Here is a 17,430-nt window from a genome sequence, read left to right on the forward strand (position 1 = left end):
GGCTGGAATTCGGATCGAAAAGGGCGCCGGGTGGCGCCCTGGTGGGGAACTTGGCTATGTATGGGCTCAGCCCTTGGGGGCATTTTGGCCCAGGGCGATCTTCAGCAGATCGGCCACGGTGTTGGCATTGAGCTTTTCCATGATGTTGGCGCGGTGCGCCTCCACCGTCTTGATGCTGATCCCGAGGTCGTCGGCGATCTGCTTGTTCAGGCGGCCGGCGACGATGCGTTCGAGCACCTGGGCCTCGCGGCTGGTGAGCTTGGAGAGCAGGGCGTCGCGGCTGGCGGCCTGCTGGTAGCCGGCAAAGGCCTCGCGGGCGTGGTCCAGCATGCGCTCGACCAGGCCGACCAGCTCTTCCTCGTCAAAAGGCTTCTGGATGAAGTCGAGCGCGCCCTTCTTCATGGTGTTCACGGCCATGGGCACGTCGCCGTGGCCGGTGATGAACACGATGGGCAGCGGGGACTTGCGCTCGATCAGGCGGTCCTGCAGTTCCAGGCCGGTCATGCCGCCCATGCGGATGTCCACGATCAGGCAGGCCACTTCGCGCGGGTCGTAGCGCGACAGAAAGGTCTCGGCCGAATCAAAGCAGCGCACCCGGTAGTCCTTGCCTTCCAGCAGCCATTGCAGGGAGTCTCGGACCGCTTCGTCATCGTCCACGACGTATACGGTGCCTTTTTTCGGAATCAAGCTCATGCAATTGTCCTTGGAGTATGTGCGTTTGCTACAGAATTTGTAGTGTCATCGGCAGGCTTGGCGAGCGGCAACCAGAAGGAGAACCGGCAGCCCGTGACGTCTGAACCATTGTAGATGTTCTCTGCATGCATCCGGCCCTGGTGCGACTCGACGATGCTGCGGCACAGATTGAGGCCCATGCCCATGCCTTCCTGCTTGGTGGAGAAGAAGGCTTCGAACAGCCGCTCCAGCACCTCGGGCGCCAGGCCCTTGCCGGTGTCCAGCACCGAGAACTCGACTACGTCGCGGTCTTCGATGGTCTTGGGGACCACGCGAAGCTCCACGCTGCGGCCGGCTGTGGGGCGGTTGGCCTGCTGGATGGCCTCGGCGCCATTTTTCATCAGGTTCACCAGCACCTGCTCGATCAGGATGGTATCGGCCATCACGGGCGGCAGGCGCGCGGCGATGTACAGCGTGAGCCGCACATGGTGGCGGCGCAGCTCGATGTCGGCCAGCTCCACGGCTTCGGTCACCATGGAGTGCACATCGGCCAGCGCCCGGTTGGGCTCGCTCTTCTTCACGAAGGAGCGGATGCGCTGGATGATCTGCCCTGCGCGCTGGGCCTGGTGGGCCGTCTTCTGCAGGGCGGTGAGCAGGGCTTCTTCCGTCAATTGCCCGCTCTGGATGCGCGAGACCATGCCGCTGCAGTAGTTGTTGATGGCCGTGAGCGGCTGGTTCAGCTCGTGCGCCACGCTGGACGCCATCTCGCCCATGGTGATCAGCCGGCTCACCGACTGGGCGCGCTCGGCCTGGCGCGAGGCCTGTTCCTCGGCCTGGCGGCGCGGCGTGATGTCGGTGGCGATCACCATCTGCGCCAGGCGGCCGTCCACCCAGTTCAGGTAGCGCGAACGCACCTCCAGCCACTTGCCCAGGTCGGGCAGGAAGATCTCGGCGTTTTCGGTGCGCGCGCTGGTCAGCGTGTCGGTTGGCAGGCCCATCAGGCCGTCTTCGTCGTCCACGCCCGAGCTGGTGCTGCCCGCCACCGGCACCACGCCGGCCTGGGCCACCAGCTGCAGGTGGCCGCCGGTCTGCGAGCCGAACCACTGCCGGTACAGCTTGTTGGCGAACAGCAGCTCCTCGCTGCCCAACGGCGCCACGGAGACCGAGGCATCGAGCGATTCGAGCACGATGGTGAAGCGCTCGTGCGATGCCGAGAGCTGCTCGCGCACCCGGTTGGGCTCGGTGATATCGGTCATCGACGTCATCCAGCCGGTCTGGTGTCCGTGCGCGTCGATCAGCGGCGAGACGTACAGGCGCGCGTCGAACAGCGTGCCGCTCTTGCGCCGCACCCGCACCTGAAAGCCGCCGACGATGGTCTTGCCGCTGAGTTCATCGCGCAGCTTGGCGTGCAGGGCCTCGTGGTCCGAGTCGGGCCAGTAGGGGAAGGGCGCCTTCAGGCCCACCAGCTCGGCCTCGCTCCAGCCCGTCATCTGGCAGAAGGCGGCGTTCACGTAGGTGATGCGGCCCTCCATGTCCAGCGCGCGCATGCCGGTGAGGATGGAGTTCTCCATCGCGCGGCGGAAGTTGGTCTCGGCCACCAGGGCCTGCTGGGCCTGCATGCGCCGGCGCGTGTGGCGCCAGGTGGCGATCAGCATCCAGGCCGTCATGGCGGAAAGGGTACCCACCAGCCAGAACAGGCCGCTGCCCACCACGCCCAGCGAGGTGCGGTAGGCCTGGGCGCGCAGCACCAGCCCGTTGCCCACGGGGGAGACGGGCACCTCGTATTCGTTGGCGCGCGGGCTCCAGGGCAGGAATTGCGTGGCCGGGTTGCGCGGGCCCAGCGGGGTGCCCGCCAGCACCTGGTTCTTGCTGTCGAGCAAGGTCACAGCGTAGCGCGCCAGCACCTCGGTGGGCGTGCCGTAGCGCAGCAGGCTGTCAATGGAGTATTCGCCCAGCACCACGCCGCTGAACTTGCCCTGGTTGTTCAGCGGCACCTGCAGCTGCAGCAACGGGGTGATGTCGCCCGCCGTGGCGGCCGGCTGGGCATACACGGGCTGCTGCAGGTCGCGCGCCAGGCCGTAGGTGTCGGCCGTATCGCCGGCCTTGAGCACCTCGCCGGCGATGCGCAGTTCACTGCTGGCCAGGGTGGGGGCGGCATGGCTGGCGCGGATGCGGCGGCGTTCGTCGATCCAGGTGATGGCCTGCAATTCGGGGTACTGGCTGATCAGGGTCTCGGCCCGGCTCACGAACTCGGATCGCTCCAGCTCCTGGTTGGACAGGTCGCGCGCTATGCGCATGAGCTGCTCCTGCCGTTCCAGCAGGCGCAGGCGCACCCGCTGCTGGGCGTATTCCACATCGCGGCGCAGGGCTTCCTGCTCGCGCTCGGCTTCTTCGGCGCGCAGGTACCAGAAGGCCGCCACGATGGCCGCCAGGAACATCAGCACCGCTGCCAATGGGGCCAGCGCGGCAAACCGGTCCTGCCGGGTGGGCGAGAGGCTGCGCCACCACTTGCGCCACCAGCGCGCAGGGGCCGCGATGGGCGAGACCGTAGGGGAGGGCGCGGGATCGGTGGCTTGCATGTCCCCTCAAGTGTAGAGGAGGTGCACACCTGGTTACGGACAGCCCGGGGAAACCTGTCCACGATCCGTTGGCTGCAGGCTGGCGGGCAAGGAGTGGACGTTTTGCGAACGCCCGTTCTTGTGCACTTGCAGCAAAATCTCATAATGCGATATTGATGGGCACCATTTGAAATTGGCAAAAAGTTGTGAGAAACTAGGGACAGTCATCTAAATTGCTGCCACACCTACAGGAGACAAAGCATGTCAGCTCAGCCCGATCCTCAGGCCGCGTTCGGCCTCGGTACCGACGTCGATCAGCAGGAAACCCGCGAATGGATGGACGCGCTGTCCGCCGTGATCGACAAGGAGGGCCCGGAGCGCGCCCACTTCCTGCTTGAACAACTCCTCGAACATGCGCGCCAGAGCAGCATCGACATGCCGTTCTCTGCCAACACGGCCTATGTGAACACCATCGAAGCCGACCAGGAGGCCCATTGCCCTGGCAACATCGCCATTGAAAAGCGCCTGCGCGCCTACATGCGCTGGAACGCCATGGCCATGGTCGTGCGCGCCAACCGCCTGAACCCCGCCGACGGCGGCGACCTGGGCGGCCACATCGGCTCCTTCGCCTCGGTGGCCAGCATGTTCGGCGCCGGCTTCAACCACTTCTGGCATGCGGCCAGCGAGAACCACGGCGGCGACCTGCTGTACATCCAGGGCCACAGCTCGCCCGGCATCTATGCGCGCGCCTACCTCGAAGGCCGCCTGAGCGAAGAGCAGCTCGACAGCTTCCGCCAGGAAGTGGACGGCAAGGGCCTCTCCAGCTACCCGCACCCCAAGCTGATGCCCGAGTTCTGGCAGTTCCCCACGGTGTCCATGGGCCTGGGCCCGCTGATGGCCATCTACCAGGCACGCTTCCTCAAGTACCTGCACGCCCGTGGCATCGCCAACACCGAGAACCGCAAGGTCTGGGTGTTTTGCGGCGACGGCGAGATGGACGAACCCGAGTCGCTGGGCGCCATCGGCCTTGCCGCGCGCGAAAACCTAGACAACCTGGTCTTCGTGATCAACTGCAACCTGCAGCGCCTGGACGGCCCGGTGCGCGGCAACGGCAAGATCGTGCAGGAGCTGGAAAGCGAGTTCCGCGGCAGCGGCTGGAACGTCATCAAGCTGCTGTGGGGCAACGGCTGGGACACCCTGCTGGCGCGCGACAAGACCGGCAAGCTCAAGCAGCTGATGATGGAGACGCTGGACGGCGACTACCAGGCCATGAAGGCCAACGACGGTGCTTTCGTGCGCAAGAACTTCTTCGGCCGCTACCCCGAGACGCTCAAGCTCGTCGAGCACATGAGCGACGAAGAGATCTTCGAGCTGCGCCGCGGCGGCCACGAGCCCGCCAAGGTGTACGCCGCCTTCCACGCCGCCAACGAGCACAAGAACCAGCCCACCGTGCTGCTGGTCAAGACGGTCAAGGGCTACGGCATGGGCAAGGCCGGTGAAGGCAAGAACACCGTGCACCAGACCAAGAAGCTCTCGGACGAGGACATCAAGTACATCCGCGACCGCTTCAACATCCCGATCCCGGACAGCCAGCTGGCCGACATCCCGTACTACAAGCCAGCCGACGACACGCCCGAGATGCAGTACCTGCACGAGCGCCGCAAGGCCCTGGGCGGCTACCTGCCCAAACGCCTGCCCAAGGCCGAAGAGAGCTTCACCGTGCCCGCGCTGGAGACCTTCAAGGCGGTGCTGGAGCCCACGGCCGAAGGCCGCGAGATCTCCACCACCCAGGCCTACGTGCGCTTCCTCACGCAACTGCTGCGTGATCAGGCCCTCGGCCCGCGCGTCGTGCCCATCCTGGTGGACGAGGCCCGTACCTTCGGCATGGAAGGCCTGTTCCGCCAGATCGGCATCTACAACCCCAAGGGCCAGCTGTACACCCCGGTCGACCGCGACCAGGTGATGTACTACAAGGAAGACAAGGCCGGCCAGATCCTGCAGGAAGGCATCAACGAAGCCGGCGGCATGGCCAGCTGGATCGCTGCCGCCACCAGCTACAGCACGAACAACCGGATCATGATCCCGTTCTACGTGTACTACTCGATGTTCGGCTTCCAGCGCATCGGCGATCTGGCCTGGGCCGCGGGCGATATGCAGGCCCGCGGCTTCCTGCTGGGCGGCACCTCGGGCCGCACCACGCTCAACGGCGAAGGCCTGCAGCACGAAGACGGCCACAGCCACATCCTGGCCGGCACCATCCCCAACTGCGTGAGCTACGACCCCACCTTCGCCCACGAAGTCGGCGTGATCATGCACCATGGCCTCAAGCGCATGGTCGAGCGCCAGGAAAACGTCTTCTACTACCTGACGCTGCTCAACGAGAACTACGCCATGCCCGGCCTGCAGCCCGGCACGGAAGAGCAGATCCTGAAGGGCATGTACATCTGCAAGCAGGCACCCGCCCTGGCTGCCGATGCACCCACGGTGCAACTGCTGGGCAGCGGCACCATCCTGCGCGAATCCTTCTTCGCCCAGGAGCTGCTTGAAAAGGACTGGGGCGTGGCCGCCAGCATCTGGAGCTGCCCAAGCTTCAACGAACTGGCCCGCGACGGCCAGGACGTGGAGCGCTGGAACCTGCTGCACCCGACGGAAACGCCTCGCGTCTCCTTCGTGGCCGAGCAACTGGGCAAGACCACGGGCCCCGTGGTCGCCTCCACCGACTACATGAAGAACTACGCGGACCAGATCCGCTCGTTCATCCCGGCCGGCCGCACCTACAAGGTGCTCGGCACCGACGGCTTCGGCCGCAGCGACTTCCGCAGCAAGCTGCGTGAGCACTTCGAAATCAACCGCCACTACATCGTCGTGGCGGCCCTCAAGGCGCTGTCCGAAGAAGGCAAGGTGCCAGCCGCCAAGGTGGCCGAAGCCATCGCCAAGTACAACATCCAGGCCGACAAGGTCAACCCGCTCTACGCCTAAATCGAACCGGAGACAACAATGGCATTGGTCAACATTCAAGTCCCGGACATCGGCGACTTCGACGAAGTCGGCGTGATCGAGCTGCTCGTGAAGCCCGGCGACACCGTCAAGGCGGAGCAGTCGCTGATCACGGTGGAATCGGACAAGGCCTCGATGGAGATCCCGTCGAGCCACGCAGGCGTGGTCAAGGAACTCAAGGTCGCCGTGGGCGACAAGGTCAAGCAAGGCTCGGTCATCGTGGTGGTGGAAGCCGCCGAAGCCGGTGCGCCCGCCCCGGCAGCAGCCGCGCCCGAACCCGCGGCAGCGGCCCCCCAGGCCGCGGCCCCTGCGCCGGCACCTGCAGCAGCAGCGGCCCCCGCCGCCGCAGCCGGCCCCGTGGAAGTGCGCGTGCCCGACATCGGCGACTTCAAGGACGTGGCCGTCATCGAAATGCTGGTCAAGGTCGGCGACACCATCAAGGTCGAACAATCGCTGTTCACCGTCGAATCCGACAAGGCCTCCATGGAGATCCCGTCGCCCGCCGCTGGCGTGGTCAAGGAACTCAAGGTCAAGATCGGCGACACCGTGAACATCGGTGACCTGGTGGCGATCCTCGAAGGCGCCGCCGGCAGCGCAGCCCCGGCACCTGCACCTGCAGCAGCTCCGGCACCCGCCGCCTCGGCTCCAGCTCCTGCGGCGCAAGCCGCTGCAGCGCCAGCGCCCGCAGCCGCCGCTGTGGCCGTGCCTGCCCACCAGCCCGGCACGCCCACCGCAGGCCTGCCCCACGCATCCCCCTCCGTGCGCAAGTTCGCCCGCGAACTCGGCGTGCCGCTGGAAGAAGTCAAGGGCACCGGCCCCAAGGGCCGCATCAGCCAGGACGACGTGCAGGCCTTCACCAAGCAGGTCATGAGCGGCGCCACCCAGACCAAGGCCCAGGCCGCCAAGGCACCTGCCGGCGGCGCCGGTGGTTCCGGCGCAGGCCTGGACCTGCTGCCCTGGCCCAAGGTCGACTTCACCAAGTTCGGTACGGTGGAGCGCAAGGACCTGTCGCGCATCAAGAAGATCAGCGGCGCCAACCTGCACCGCAACTGGGTGATGATCCCCCACGTCACCAACAACGACGAGGCCGACATCACCGAGCTCGAAGCCTTCCGCGTCTCCACCAACAAGGAGAACGAGAAGAGCGGCGTCAAGGTCACCATGCTGGCCTTCGTGATCAAGGCCGTGGTGGCAGCGCTCAAGAAGTTCCCCGAGTTCAACACCAGCCTGGACGGCGACACCCTGGTCTACAAGCAGTACTACCACATCGGCTTTGCGGCCGACACGCCCAACGGCCTGGTGGTTCCCGTGCTCAAGGACGCCGACAAGAAGGGCATCATCCAGATCAGCAACGAGATGGGTGAGCTGGCCAAGAAGGCCCGCGACGGCAAGCTCGGCGCGGCCGACATGCAGGGTGGCTGCATGTCCATCAGCTCGCTGGGCGGCATTGGCGGCACGCACTTCACGCCCATCATCAATGCGCCGGAAGTGGCCATCCTGGGCCTGTCCAAGAGCGCGATGAAACCGGTGTGGGATGGCAAGCAGTTCGTGCCCCGCCTCACGCTGCCGCTGTCGCTGTCGTACGACCACCGCGTCATCGACGGCGCCTCGGCCGCGCGCTTCAATGCCTATCTGGGCCAGGTGCTGGCGGACTACCGCCGCATCCTGCTGTAAAGGAGACCCTGGTATGGCAATCATCGATATCAAGGTTCCCGACATCGGCGACTTCGACGAAGTCGGCGTCATCGAAGTGCTGGTCAAGCCCGGCGACACCATCAAGGCCGAGCAGAGCCTGATCACCGTGGAGTCCGACAAGGCCTCCATGGAAATTCCTTCGAGCCACGCTGGCGTGGTCAAGGAGCTCAAGGTCAAGATCGGCGACAAGGTCGCCCAAGGCGCGGTGGTGCTGACGCTGGAGGCCGCGGACGCAGGTGCCGCGGCTCCCGCACCTGCGCCCGCCGCAGCACCAGCTCCGGCTGCAGCGCCTACCCCGGCTGCACCCGCGCCCCAGGCAGCCAGCTTTGGCGGCAGCGCCGACATCGAATGCGACGTGCTGGTGCTCGGCGCCGGCCCGGGCGGCTACAGCGCCGCCTTCCGCGCCGCCGACCTGGGCCTCAAGGTCGTGCTGGTCGAGCGCTACGCCACCCTGGGCGGTGTGTGCCTGAACGTGGGCTGCATCCCCTCCAAGGCGCTGCTGCACGTGGCGGCCGTGATGGACGAAGTCAGCCACATGGCCGACCTGGGCGTGAGCTTTGGCGAGCCGACGCTGGACATCGACAAGCTGCGCGGCCACAAGGAAAAGGTCATCGGCAAGCTCACCGGCGGCCTGGCCGCCATGGCCAAGATGCGCAAGGTCACCACGGTGCGCGGTGTCGGCCAGTTCATCGGAGCCCACCACCTCGAAGTGGAGGAAACCGGCGGCGCCACCGGCCAGGAGAAGACCGGCAGCAAGAAGGTCATCGCCTTCAAGAACGCCATCATCGCCGCCGGCAGCCAGGCCGTGCGCCTGCCCTTCATGCCCGACGACCCGCGCGTGGTGGACTCCACCGGCGCGCTGGAGTTGAAGCAGGTGCCCAAGCGCATGCTCATCCTGGGCGGCGGCATCATCGGCCTGGAAATGGGCACCGTCTACAGCACCTTGGGCGCGCGCCTGGACGTGGTGGAAATGATGGATGGCCTGATGCAGGGCGCCGACCGCGACCTCGTCAAGGTCTGGCAGAAGATGAACGCCAAGCGCTTCGACAACATCATGCTCAAGACCAAGACGGTGGGGGCCAAGGCCACGCCCGAGGGCATCGAGGTGACGTTCGCCGCGGCGGAAGAGGGCGGCACCGCACCGGCGCCCCAGGTCTACGACCTGGTGCTGCAGGCAGTCGGCCGCACCCCCAACGGCAAGAAGATCGCCGCCGAGAAGGCCGGCGTTGCCGTCACCGACCGCGGCTTCATCAACGTCGACATCCAGATGCGCACCAACGTGCCGCACATCTTCGCCATCGGCGACATCGTGGGCCAGCCCATGCTGGCGCACAAGGCGGTGCACGAAGCGCATGTGGCGGCCGAAGTCATCGCCGGCGAGATCCAGGGCAACAAGGAACTGGCCAGCGCCGCCTTCAACGCCCGCGTGATCCCCTCGGTGGCGTACACCGACCCTGAAGTGGCCTGGGTGGGCCTCACCGAAGACCAGGCCAAGGCCCAGGGCATCAAGGTCAGGAAGGGCCTGTTCCCCTGGACGGCATCGGGCCGGGCGATTGCCAACGGCCGCGACGAGGGCTACACCAAGCTCCTGTTCGACGACAGCCCCGAAGCCCATGGCCACGGCAAGATCCTGGGCGGCGGCATCGTGGGCACGCATGCCGGCGACATGATCGGCGAGATCGCGCTGGCCATCGAGATGGGCGCGGACGCGGTGGACATCGGCAAGACCATCCACCCGCACCCCACGCTGGGCGAGAGCATCGGCATGGCGGCGGAGATTGCGCACGGCAGCTGCACGGATGTGCCGCCGCAGAAGAAGTAATCCCCGACTGCTTGAGGATACGATAAAGCCGCAGGGTCACAGGACCCTGCGGCTTTTTTCGTTGACCGCGGATCCGTGAACAAGTTGGCAGACGGGCAGGGCGCTCGGGCCGGGTAGCCGCGCCCGGGTTTTAGGATGCGGGGCTTCGTCGCCAGACGGATGGGGCCCCATGCGGCGATCTGCCTGGCATCCTCAAGATCTCCTCCACTGCAATCCATGGCCTACCTGCAGCATTTCATCCGTCCCGCCTCCGGCCACCAGCCCTGCGCCCAGTTGCGCATGGGTGTGCAGGGCAACAGCGTGCATACCGCCGAGCTGCAGCCTGCTCCCGGTGTGGCGACAGACAGCCCCGGCGCGGCCTGGAAAGCGCTGCGCACCAAAAAATGCCGCAACGCCTTCGAGGCCGCCATGCATGCCAACGGGCAGGAATGGGATTGGCTGGGCAAGGGGTGGCAACTCGCTTGTGCGGCAGGGGTGCCCCTGCATGCCGGCAGCACCGCCGATGGTGGTCAGGCGCATTTGCCCGACCTTCGGCCCGTTAACCCTGGCCCTCTGAGCGTGCTGGCCAAGGACCTGGACTTCGACTGGAGCAGCTATTTCGAATACGCGGTGTGCCGCATTGCCGAGGTCTGGGAGTGGGACAAGCCCGAGCGCGCAGCCGAACTGCGGGCGCGCATGGCGCCGGCACAGATGGCCCTGTGGGCCATCGCCAATGCCGACGGCCAGATCTGCAATGGCGGCTTCTCGCAGTTCTTCTACAACAGCTACGGCGAACTGGCGCACGAGGCGCTTGCCGGCTTCGAATTGCTGGGCCTGGTGCAATTCGCCGACATCCTGCGCGATGCCTATGCCGTATTCCCCGGCCAGCGCATCCCCAAGGACCGGGACGAGCGCGTCGCCATCCTCGAAGCGTTGACGCCAGACGATGCATCTGCCAGCCCCCGCCTGCAGGCTGCGAGCAACGGCCTCGAACATGCCTCGGCCATCTTCAAGGGCACCGAAGACCTCTGGGACGAACTGGAAACCCGCTACTACGCCCTGATCCACCAGGACATCGGGGTGCGCGGCTACAACGCAGCCTTCTACAAGCCGTTGTGCGAGTGCATCGAAGCGCGTTCCCACGAGGTTTTCCGGTAGCCGCGCGGCGCGCCATTGCGCACAATCCGCTGATCCCTGTTACATCTTCGGGCGCCTGCCGCTGTCATGAGCACCATCGTCCAGATCTTCGACCGCATCACGGCCACCGACGTGCCCACCGCCCTGGCTGCGTGCAAGCGCGACCAGGCGGCCACGCCCCGGGTCGTGGCCATGCTCGAGCAGTTCCTGCGCGAGGTGCAGTGCTACTACCCGCTCGCAGCCGGTGCCAACGGTGTGGACCAGCCCCTGATCTGGACCGAGGGCCTGCCGTTCGGCCCGGTGGACCACTGGCCCCTCAATCTGGGTGTCGATATAGAGGCGCTGGATGCCACCGTCCTGTCCACCCTGGGCCATGTGGCGGCTGATGCCGGGCTGCAATTGTTCGAGCCGCAGAGCGCAGCGCTGTATCGGCTGGACCGCCAGGTGGTCTACGCCAACGGCACGGCCGAGCCCTTTGCCGAACGGGCCCTGCGCGCGGAGCCTCCCAGGGTGCAGGCAACGCCGGGCAGCTTTGCCCCGGCACGGGTGCCGCACAGCCTGGATATGCTCTGCGGCGCGCTGATGGAGCGGCTCGCGCCCCTGGGCTTCGAGGTCCACCCGCATCCGGTGAACTCCCGTGCGCGCTTCGTGCAGCGCAGCTACGGGCCCACGGTGCAGGCTTTTTCCCTGCATGTGCAGCCCGAGCAGGACCGGCAGTACATTCACTGCTCCGTGGGCTGGTGGCTGCCCAGCGTGCGCGAGGCCTGGCTGGCACGCCTGGACGAGATCGGCGGGCGCGAGCTGCGCAGCCGCATCAAGTCCTTCATCCCCGATCACGAACGCACGCTCAGCGACTTCCAGCAGATCCCCTGGCACCGCAATCCGCGCCTGGGCCAGAACGAGCTGCGCAGTGCGCAGGACCTCGATGACTACGCCCGCGCCCTGGCCTTCTGGGCCGCCGAGCGCGCCATCCTCTGGCAGAATGCGCCCAAGGACATGGCGGCCCTGGGCAAGCTGCTGCTCTCGGTCGACCAGCTGACCCGCGTGCTCAAGGACGGCGAGAGCGGGGTGCACAGTGCGTTCTGCCTGCAGGAGCAGATGGCGCTGCTGGTGCTGGCGCTGCACTGCCGGACGCCGCTGCGCGACATCTGGGTCGAGACCCTGCGCCACCGCCAGCGCGTGACCCAGCATGTGCAGTGGAAGCCTGTGAGCGGCAACGACGGCAATGCCTTGTTCGAGGGCATCTTCCAAAGCCTGGTCGGGCGGCCGCCTGCCTTGGGCGCTTGATCTTGTCCACTAGACATGAACTCTGAAAACGACATCGAAGCCCGCATCCGGGCATTGGTGCAGGCCTACCTGGCCGACGCCTCTCCCGCTGCCTGGCACGTCTTTGCCGCGCGCTCCAACTACGGCGACAACCTCCCGTCGCTCCAATGGCTGGTGGACCAGCCCACCCTGGACCGGGGCACGGCGCTGCTGATCTACTGGTACCTGGGCGCCGCCTGGCATGTGCAGTTCACCTCGGCGGAGCGGGCCCTGAGCCCTGACACCTTCACCCTGCTGCGCCTCATCGAGGAGCGCTATGCGGCAGGCTTCTACCGCACCGGCAATATCTGGTTCGATCCCCACACCTCAGAAGGTGGCCGGCCCGACGACTACCCCAATGTGCCGTTGGTGCGGCCCGTGCCTGCCCTCATGCTGGAGCCAGTCAACGGCAGCGGGTTGGTCGATCTGGACCCAGACGGCTTCGACGACGGGTTGCCCATGGATGTGGCGGTGGCGATCTACGCGCTGCTCGAGGACGGCGAGGGCTGAGCTTCTCCCACGGGTCAGCGGACCACCGTACCGTCGGATACCTCGGTGTCCGTGCCGTGCGAGCCCAGCCCCGCGCCCATGGCCACGCCACCCATGCCCGCGCCGCCAGCGCTGCCACCGCCGCCGCCACTCCCGCGTCCACCAGCAGCCCCGGCGTTGACAGCCGCTCCGGCCGCCCGCTTGCCGGCTGCACCTCCGCCACTGCTGCCGGCCGGGCGCAGCGGCCCCTGGTTGGGGATGGCCACGGAAGCTGGAATGGGCTCCAGGTCCAGCGCCGAGCGGATGAAGTGGCGCAGCGACACCACCAACTGCGCCGTCTCGATGCTGCGTCCGGCCACCATGTCCTGCGCGGCCTTGGCGGCCAGTTCCACCTGCTCCTCGGTGCCGAGCAGGATCACGTCGGACAGGGCTGCTTCCACCGCATCGCGCATGCGGCGCTGGCGTTCGGTGCTGGTCAGTGCCGGGGAGGGCAGGGCAGAGGGCGCATCGGCTTCCCGCGGCCCGTCCTCCATGGCCATCTGGACGGCGCTGTCATGCACCTGCTGGCGCCGCAGGTCGCGCATGTGCGTGGGGTGCACCTGCAATTGCCCCGTGAAAGAGCCGCCCAGCGTCTTGTAGGCAGCGATCAGGGTCTTGAGGCGTTCGTTGATCTGCCGGTTCTCGCGCTCGCGGCGCTTCTGGATGGTCTGCATGAAGACCAGCCGCGTGCCTACCATGACCAGGGTGGCCACCAGCAGGCCCATGAGCGTGGTAGCCAGGGTGGACCAGGAGGTGAAGTCGAGCAGATTGCGCATGCGGGGCCTGGGCAGGATGGGGACACCCATCCTAGGCGCGGCGCTGCAGCCACCATGTAGGCCGGGGCCTTACTCGCCTAACCGGATTTGCAATCCATAGTGGGGGCAGCTGCTGCACCCGATTCTCAATCCGCCGTCAACCCCAGCCGCTTCACCACCGGCTCCCAGCGCACCATCTCCTGGTTCAGCGTGGCCTGCGCCTGCGCGCTGGTGGTGCCCAGGGCCGTCACGTCGCTGTTCTGCAGCTTGCTGCGCACGTCCGGCAGCTTCATCACCTCCTGCGCCCGCTTGGCCAGTTCGGCGATCACGGCGGTCGGCGTGGCCTTGGGCGCCTGCAGCACCAGGCGGAAGCTCACGTCCAGGCCGGGCTGCTGCAGGGCCTGGGCCAGCGTGGGTACCTCGGGCGCCAGCGGCGACGGTGTGGCGGAGGACACGGCCAGTGCGGTGAGCTTGCCGGCGCGCACATGCGGCAGCACCGTGGGCGTGGCCAGGAAGCCGCACTGCACCTCACCGGCCAGCACGGCCTGCGTGGCGGGTGCGGGGCCGCGGTAGGGAATGTGCTCCATGCGCGTCTTGGCCGCATCCAGGAACATCTCGGTCGCCAGGTGGCCCGGCACGCCCGGGCCGCCGGAGCCATACAGGGTGCGCTCGGTCTTGCTCTTGGCGACCAGCTCGCCCACGGTCTTCACGCCCACCGAAGGGTGGCACACCAGCATCTGCGAGAAGCTGCCGATGATGGAGACGTTCACCAGGTCGGTCTTGGGATCGAAATCACGGTTCTTGTAGATGTGCGGGTTGACCGTGAGCACTGTGTCTGGGCTCAGGACCAGTGTGGCGCCATCGGGCTCGGCCTTGGCGGCCGCCATGGCGGCCAGGTTGTTGCCGGCGCCGGGGCGGTTGTCCACGACCACGGGCTGCTTGACCAGTTTGCCCAACTGGTCGGCGAACAGCCGCGCCGTGATGTCCGAAGGGGCGCCGGGCGGCGAGCCCACGAAAAGGCGCACGGGGCCCGCGGGCCAGGCCTGGGCGAGTGCGGCGACAGGCGCCAGTGCGAAAAGGCCGATGGCACCGGCGCTGCGGATCGTCTTGGTGAAAATGCCCATGAAAACTTGCTCCTTGTCGATACTCAGTACATCACCTGGCCGCGGCGGTTCACGACACCGATGTCCACCCACTGCGTGCCGATATTCTGGCCATTGGTGAAATCCAGCGGCAGGCCGCCCAGGTCCATGCGCAGCTGGCGCAGTGCGGCCGTGACCTTCTCGGGCGTGGGGGATGCGCCGGCGCGGTGGATCGCCTCCACCGCCACCTGGGCGGCCACATAGCCGGTGAGGTGGGGGTTGGACGGCTCGGATTTCGGGTAGGAGGTGCGCATCGCCGCCCGGAAGTCCCGCGTGAGCCGGGTCTTGTCGGCCGAGGCGTTGGGCAGCACCTGGGCCACACCCACGCCGATGGCCGACTCCAGCGGCGTCTTTTCCATGATGGCCTCGGCCGGCACGTAGGACATGCCGTAGATCGGCGTGCGGTCGGCGGCCGCGCGCACGTCGCGCACCAGCGCGGCGCCGCTGTTGCGCACCAGCACCATCACATAGGCCTGCGCGCCCGTCGCCTGCAAGGCCTGGGCCGTGGCGGCGAGCTGCTCGCCGACGGGCGGCACCGGCACGCGGCCGACCACGTCGAGCTTGAGTTCTGCAGCCGCTTCATTGAAGTGGCCCAGGCCGCTCTTGCCCATGGGATTGTCCTGATGGGCGACCGAGACCTTGCGGATGCCCAGCGTGGACAGGTGCTGCAGGATATGGCGGATCTGCGCGCGGTCGCCCGCGGCCACATGGAAGATCCAGGGGCTGCCGGGGCTGCGCATGGCTTCGGCCCCCGGTGTGGCGCCGATGGCCGGGATCTTGACGCGCTCGAGCACCTTGCTCGACTGCAGGGCCAGCACGTTGGCGGAGCCGAACAGGTTGATGAAGGCCAGCGGTCTGTCCCGCGCTGCGATGGTCTCGACCAGGCGCACGGTATCTTCGGGCTTGTACTGGTCATCCTCGTGCACGAAGCGGATCTTCTGTCCGTTCACACCGCCCTTGGCATTCACGGCGTTGAAATACGCCATCGCCCCCTCGTAGTTGCCCACGGCCGTGACGGCCAATGGCCCCTTGGTGGGCGAGACCTGGGCGATGACGATCTGGGCATGGGCGGCGGCTGCCTGCAGGGCCGCATATAAGATGAAGGCGCGAACGAACAAAAGCACAGGCTGTCTCCAGTGGCATAGGGAACTCTTTGCGAAGAATTCTTAGGCCTGCGCCAATGGTTCATCTAATGAAGAAAAGAGGAGACATTGCGAATGTTGCGCAATCCCCGTGTACCGGACGATTTCGTGAACTACCGGCTGCAGCGGCTGTACGCACTGGCCGGCGCGCCGGTGGTGCGCCTGTGCGAAGGGCGCTATGGCGTGACGCGGCGCGAGTTCCGGCTGCTGTGCCTGGTGGTTGATGGCGGGCCGGTATCGCCTTCGCGGCTGAGCGAGCTGGCGCACCTCGATCCGGCGCGCGCCTCGCGCGTCATCGCGGCGCTGGCCAGGAAGCGGCTGGTGCGCCGCGAGGTACAGGACGGCGACCGCCGCTTCGCCCTCATCGCCGCCACCCGCGAAGGCGTGGCACTGCACCAGGAGCTGTTCCCGCAGATCGCGGACATCAACCGGGGCGTGGTGTCGGTGCTCGATGCGGGGCAGGTCCAGGCGCTGGACCAGATCCTGTCGGTCCTTACGCGCCATGCCGAAGCGGTGAACGGCTCCATCGTGCTGGACGTGGGGGCGGACCGCCAGCGCGGACGGCGCAGCCCTGACGACGGCATGGCATAGCGGTGGTAGGCGTCAGCCCGCCTTGCCCGCCGCCAGCCCGGCAGGTACCACGGCGGCAGGCTCTGCCGGCTTGCTGCGCTTGCTGATCAGCAGCACCCCGGCCAGCACCAGCCCGGCGCCCGCCATCTGCCACCAGGACAGCGGCTCGTTCAGCAGCCAGCAGCCGAAGAAGATGGTCAGCATGGGCCCGAGGTTGCCGATCAGCGCGGTGCGGGCGGCGCCGATGCGGCGGATGGCGGCGGAGGTCATGAACACCGGCAGCACGGTGGAGAAGATCGCCATGCCCAGGGCATGCAGGTACACCGGCGCGGGTTGCGCCAGCGCCGCCACCGGCTGCGTGACTGTGAAGTGCGCCAGCGTCGCCACGGTGGACACCAGCATGGCCAGGGCGGTGAAGCGCGCCGCGCCCAGGGTGCGGATGGCCGTTTCGCTGCCCGCCTGGTAGAAGGCATACGACACCGCCGAGCCGAAAACAAAGCCCGCGCCGATGAGCACGGCCCGGGCATCGCCGGCCACATGCAGGTCGTGTGCAAAGGCCAGGCCGATGCCGGCGTAAGACAGCAGCAGCGAGCCGATTTCGCGCCTGGACGCGCGCTTGCCCATGAAGATCACCCCGATCACGATGGTGAGCGTGGGGTACATGAACAAAATCAGCCGCTCCAGGCTGGCACTGATGTACTGCAGCCCGATGAAGTCGAGAATGCTCGCACCGTAGTAGCCGAGCAGGCCCAGGGCGGTGACCAGCGCCCAGTCGCGCCGGGTCAGCGGCGCCAGGCTGCGGCTGGCGCGCCAGCCGACCCAGGCGAACACCGGCAGCGAAAACGCCATGCGCAGCGCCAGCAGGGTGACCGAATCGACCGGCGTGGCCTGGGGCACGGCATAGGCCAGCTTGACGAAGATGGCCTTGAACGAAAAGCCCAGGGCGGCGAGAACGGCCAGGACGATGCCGATGCGTTCAGCGGGCCAGTGTTTCCAGGAGGACATGGGAGCGTGGGTTAGCTGCATGCGGCTTCCGCGAACGGTATGTGTGCATGCGATATGGAATGAATCAATGGGAGCGATGTTGCCCTAGAATGTTGCAGGGCACAATTGCTATTCCCGCAAGCA

General features: G+C 66.9%; 13 protein-coding genes. 7 read left to right on the forward strand and 6 right to left on the reverse strand.

Going from position 1 to position 17,430, the window contains the following annotated elements; all coding sequences use genetic code 11:
• Positions 1-66: 66 nt before the first annotated feature.
• Together AC07X5_RS09540 and AC07X5_RS09545 are read right to left on the reverse strand one after the other, a co-directional pair.
• Entirely contained in the window at positions 67-693 is a 627-nt protein-coding gene (locus tag AC07X5_RS09540; protein ID WP_007848524.1) for a response regulator transcription factor, read from the reverse strand.
• Positions 690-3,251: a PAS domain-containing sensor histidine kinase gene (locus AC07X5_RS09545; protein ID WP_409956310.1), complete on the reverse strand. Its 2,562-nt coding sequence runs from the start codon at positions 3,249-3,251 to the stop codon at positions 690-692. Before AC07X5_RS09545 ends, AC07X5_RS09540 begins: the two co-directional genes overlap by 4 nt.
• A gap of 240 nt (positions 3,252-3,491) precedes the next feature.
• Between AC07X5_RS09545 and aceE the strand changes: the two genes are divergently transcribed.
• The 6 genes from aceE (at position 3,492) to AC07X5_RS09575 (ending at position 12,675) form a co-directional block, all read left to right on the forward strand.
• Positions 3,492-6,209, forward strand: a complete 2,718-nt coding sequence (gene aceE / locus AC07X5_RS09550; RefSeq protein WP_494769919.1) for a pyruvate dehydrogenase (acetyl-transferring), homodimeric type — start codon at positions 3,492-3,494, stop codon at positions 6,207-6,209.
• Between the two features lie 18 nt (positions 6,210-6,227).
• Complete coding sequence (aceF, locus tag AC07X5_RS09555; protein WP_494769920.1) at positions 6,228-7,901, forward strand: dihydrolipoyllysine-residue acetyltransferase; 1,674 nt, start codon at positions 6,228-6,230, stop codon at positions 7,899-7,901.
• 13 nt (positions 7,902-7,914) lie between these two features.
• Positions 7,915-9,744, forward strand: a complete 1,830-nt coding sequence (gene lpdA / locus AC07X5_RS09560; protein WP_494769921.1) for a dihydrolipoyl dehydrogenase — start codon at positions 7,915-7,917, stop codon at positions 9,742-9,744.
• Between the two features lie 216 nt (positions 9,745-9,960).
• Positions 9,961-10,881: a DMP19 family protein gene (locus AC07X5_RS09565; RefSeq protein WP_494769922.1), complete on the forward strand. Its 921-nt coding sequence runs from the start codon at positions 9,961-9,963 to the stop codon at positions 10,879-10,881.
• 66 nt (positions 10,882-10,947) lie between these two features.
• Positions 10,948-12,147, forward strand: coding sequence for a hypothetical protein (locus AC07X5_RS09570; RefSeq protein ID WP_494769923.1), 1,200 nt, complete (start codon positions 10,948-10,950; stop codon positions 12,145-12,147).
• A gap of 15 nt (positions 12,148-12,162) precedes the next feature.
• Entirely contained in the window at positions 12,163-12,675 is a 513-nt protein-coding gene (locus AC07X5_RS09575; RefSeq protein ID WP_494769924.1) for a DUF4274 domain-containing protein, read from the forward strand.
• Between the two features lie 14 nt (positions 12,676-12,689).
• Here the strand turns inward: AC07X5_RS09575 and AC07X5_RS09580 are convergent, their stop codons facing one another.
• From AC07X5_RS09580 to AC07X5_RS09590, 3 genes are all read right to left on the reverse strand, one after another.
• Positions 12,690-13,469, reverse strand: a complete 780-nt coding sequence (locus AC07X5_RS09580) for a hypothetical protein (protein ID WP_494769925.1) — start codon at positions 13,467-13,469, stop codon at positions 12,690-12,692.
• A 125-nt stretch (positions 13,470-13,594) separates the two neighbouring features.
• Positions 13,595-14,572, reverse strand: a complete 978-nt coding sequence (locus AC07X5_RS09585) for a Bug family tripartite tricarboxylate transporter substrate binding protein (protein WP_494769926.1) — start codon at positions 14,570-14,572, stop codon at positions 13,595-13,597.
• 23 nt (positions 14,573-14,595) lie between these two features.
• Positions 14,596-15,714: an ABC transporter substrate-binding protein gene (locus tag AC07X5_RS09590; RefSeq protein WP_494769927.1), complete on the reverse strand. Its 1,119-nt coding sequence runs from the start codon at positions 15,712-15,714 to the stop codon at positions 14,596-14,598.
• A gap of 93 nt (positions 15,715-15,807) precedes the next feature.
• On the opposite strand from AC07X5_RS09590, the gene AC07X5_RS09595 reads away from it, so the two are divergent.
• Positions 15,808-16,323 carry a MarR family winged helix-turn-helix transcriptional regulator gene (locus AC07X5_RS09595; protein ID WP_494769928.1) on the forward strand — a complete coding sequence of 172 codons (516 nt, stop codon included), beginning with the start codon at positions 15,808-15,810 and terminating at the stop codon, positions 16,321-16,323.
• A 12-nt stretch (positions 16,324-16,335) separates the two neighbouring features.
• On the opposite strand, the gene AC07X5_RS09600 is transcribed toward AC07X5_RS09595, so the two are convergent.
• Positions 16,336-17,307, reverse strand: coding sequence for a DMT family transporter (locus AC07X5_RS09600; RefSeq protein WP_494769929.1), 972 nt, complete (start codon positions 17,305-17,307; stop codon positions 16,336-16,338).
• Positions 17,308-17,430: the final 123 nt, after the last annotated feature.

The sequence above is a fragment of the Acidovorax sp. GW458-11-26-14-TSB4 genome (assembly GCF_059423865.1).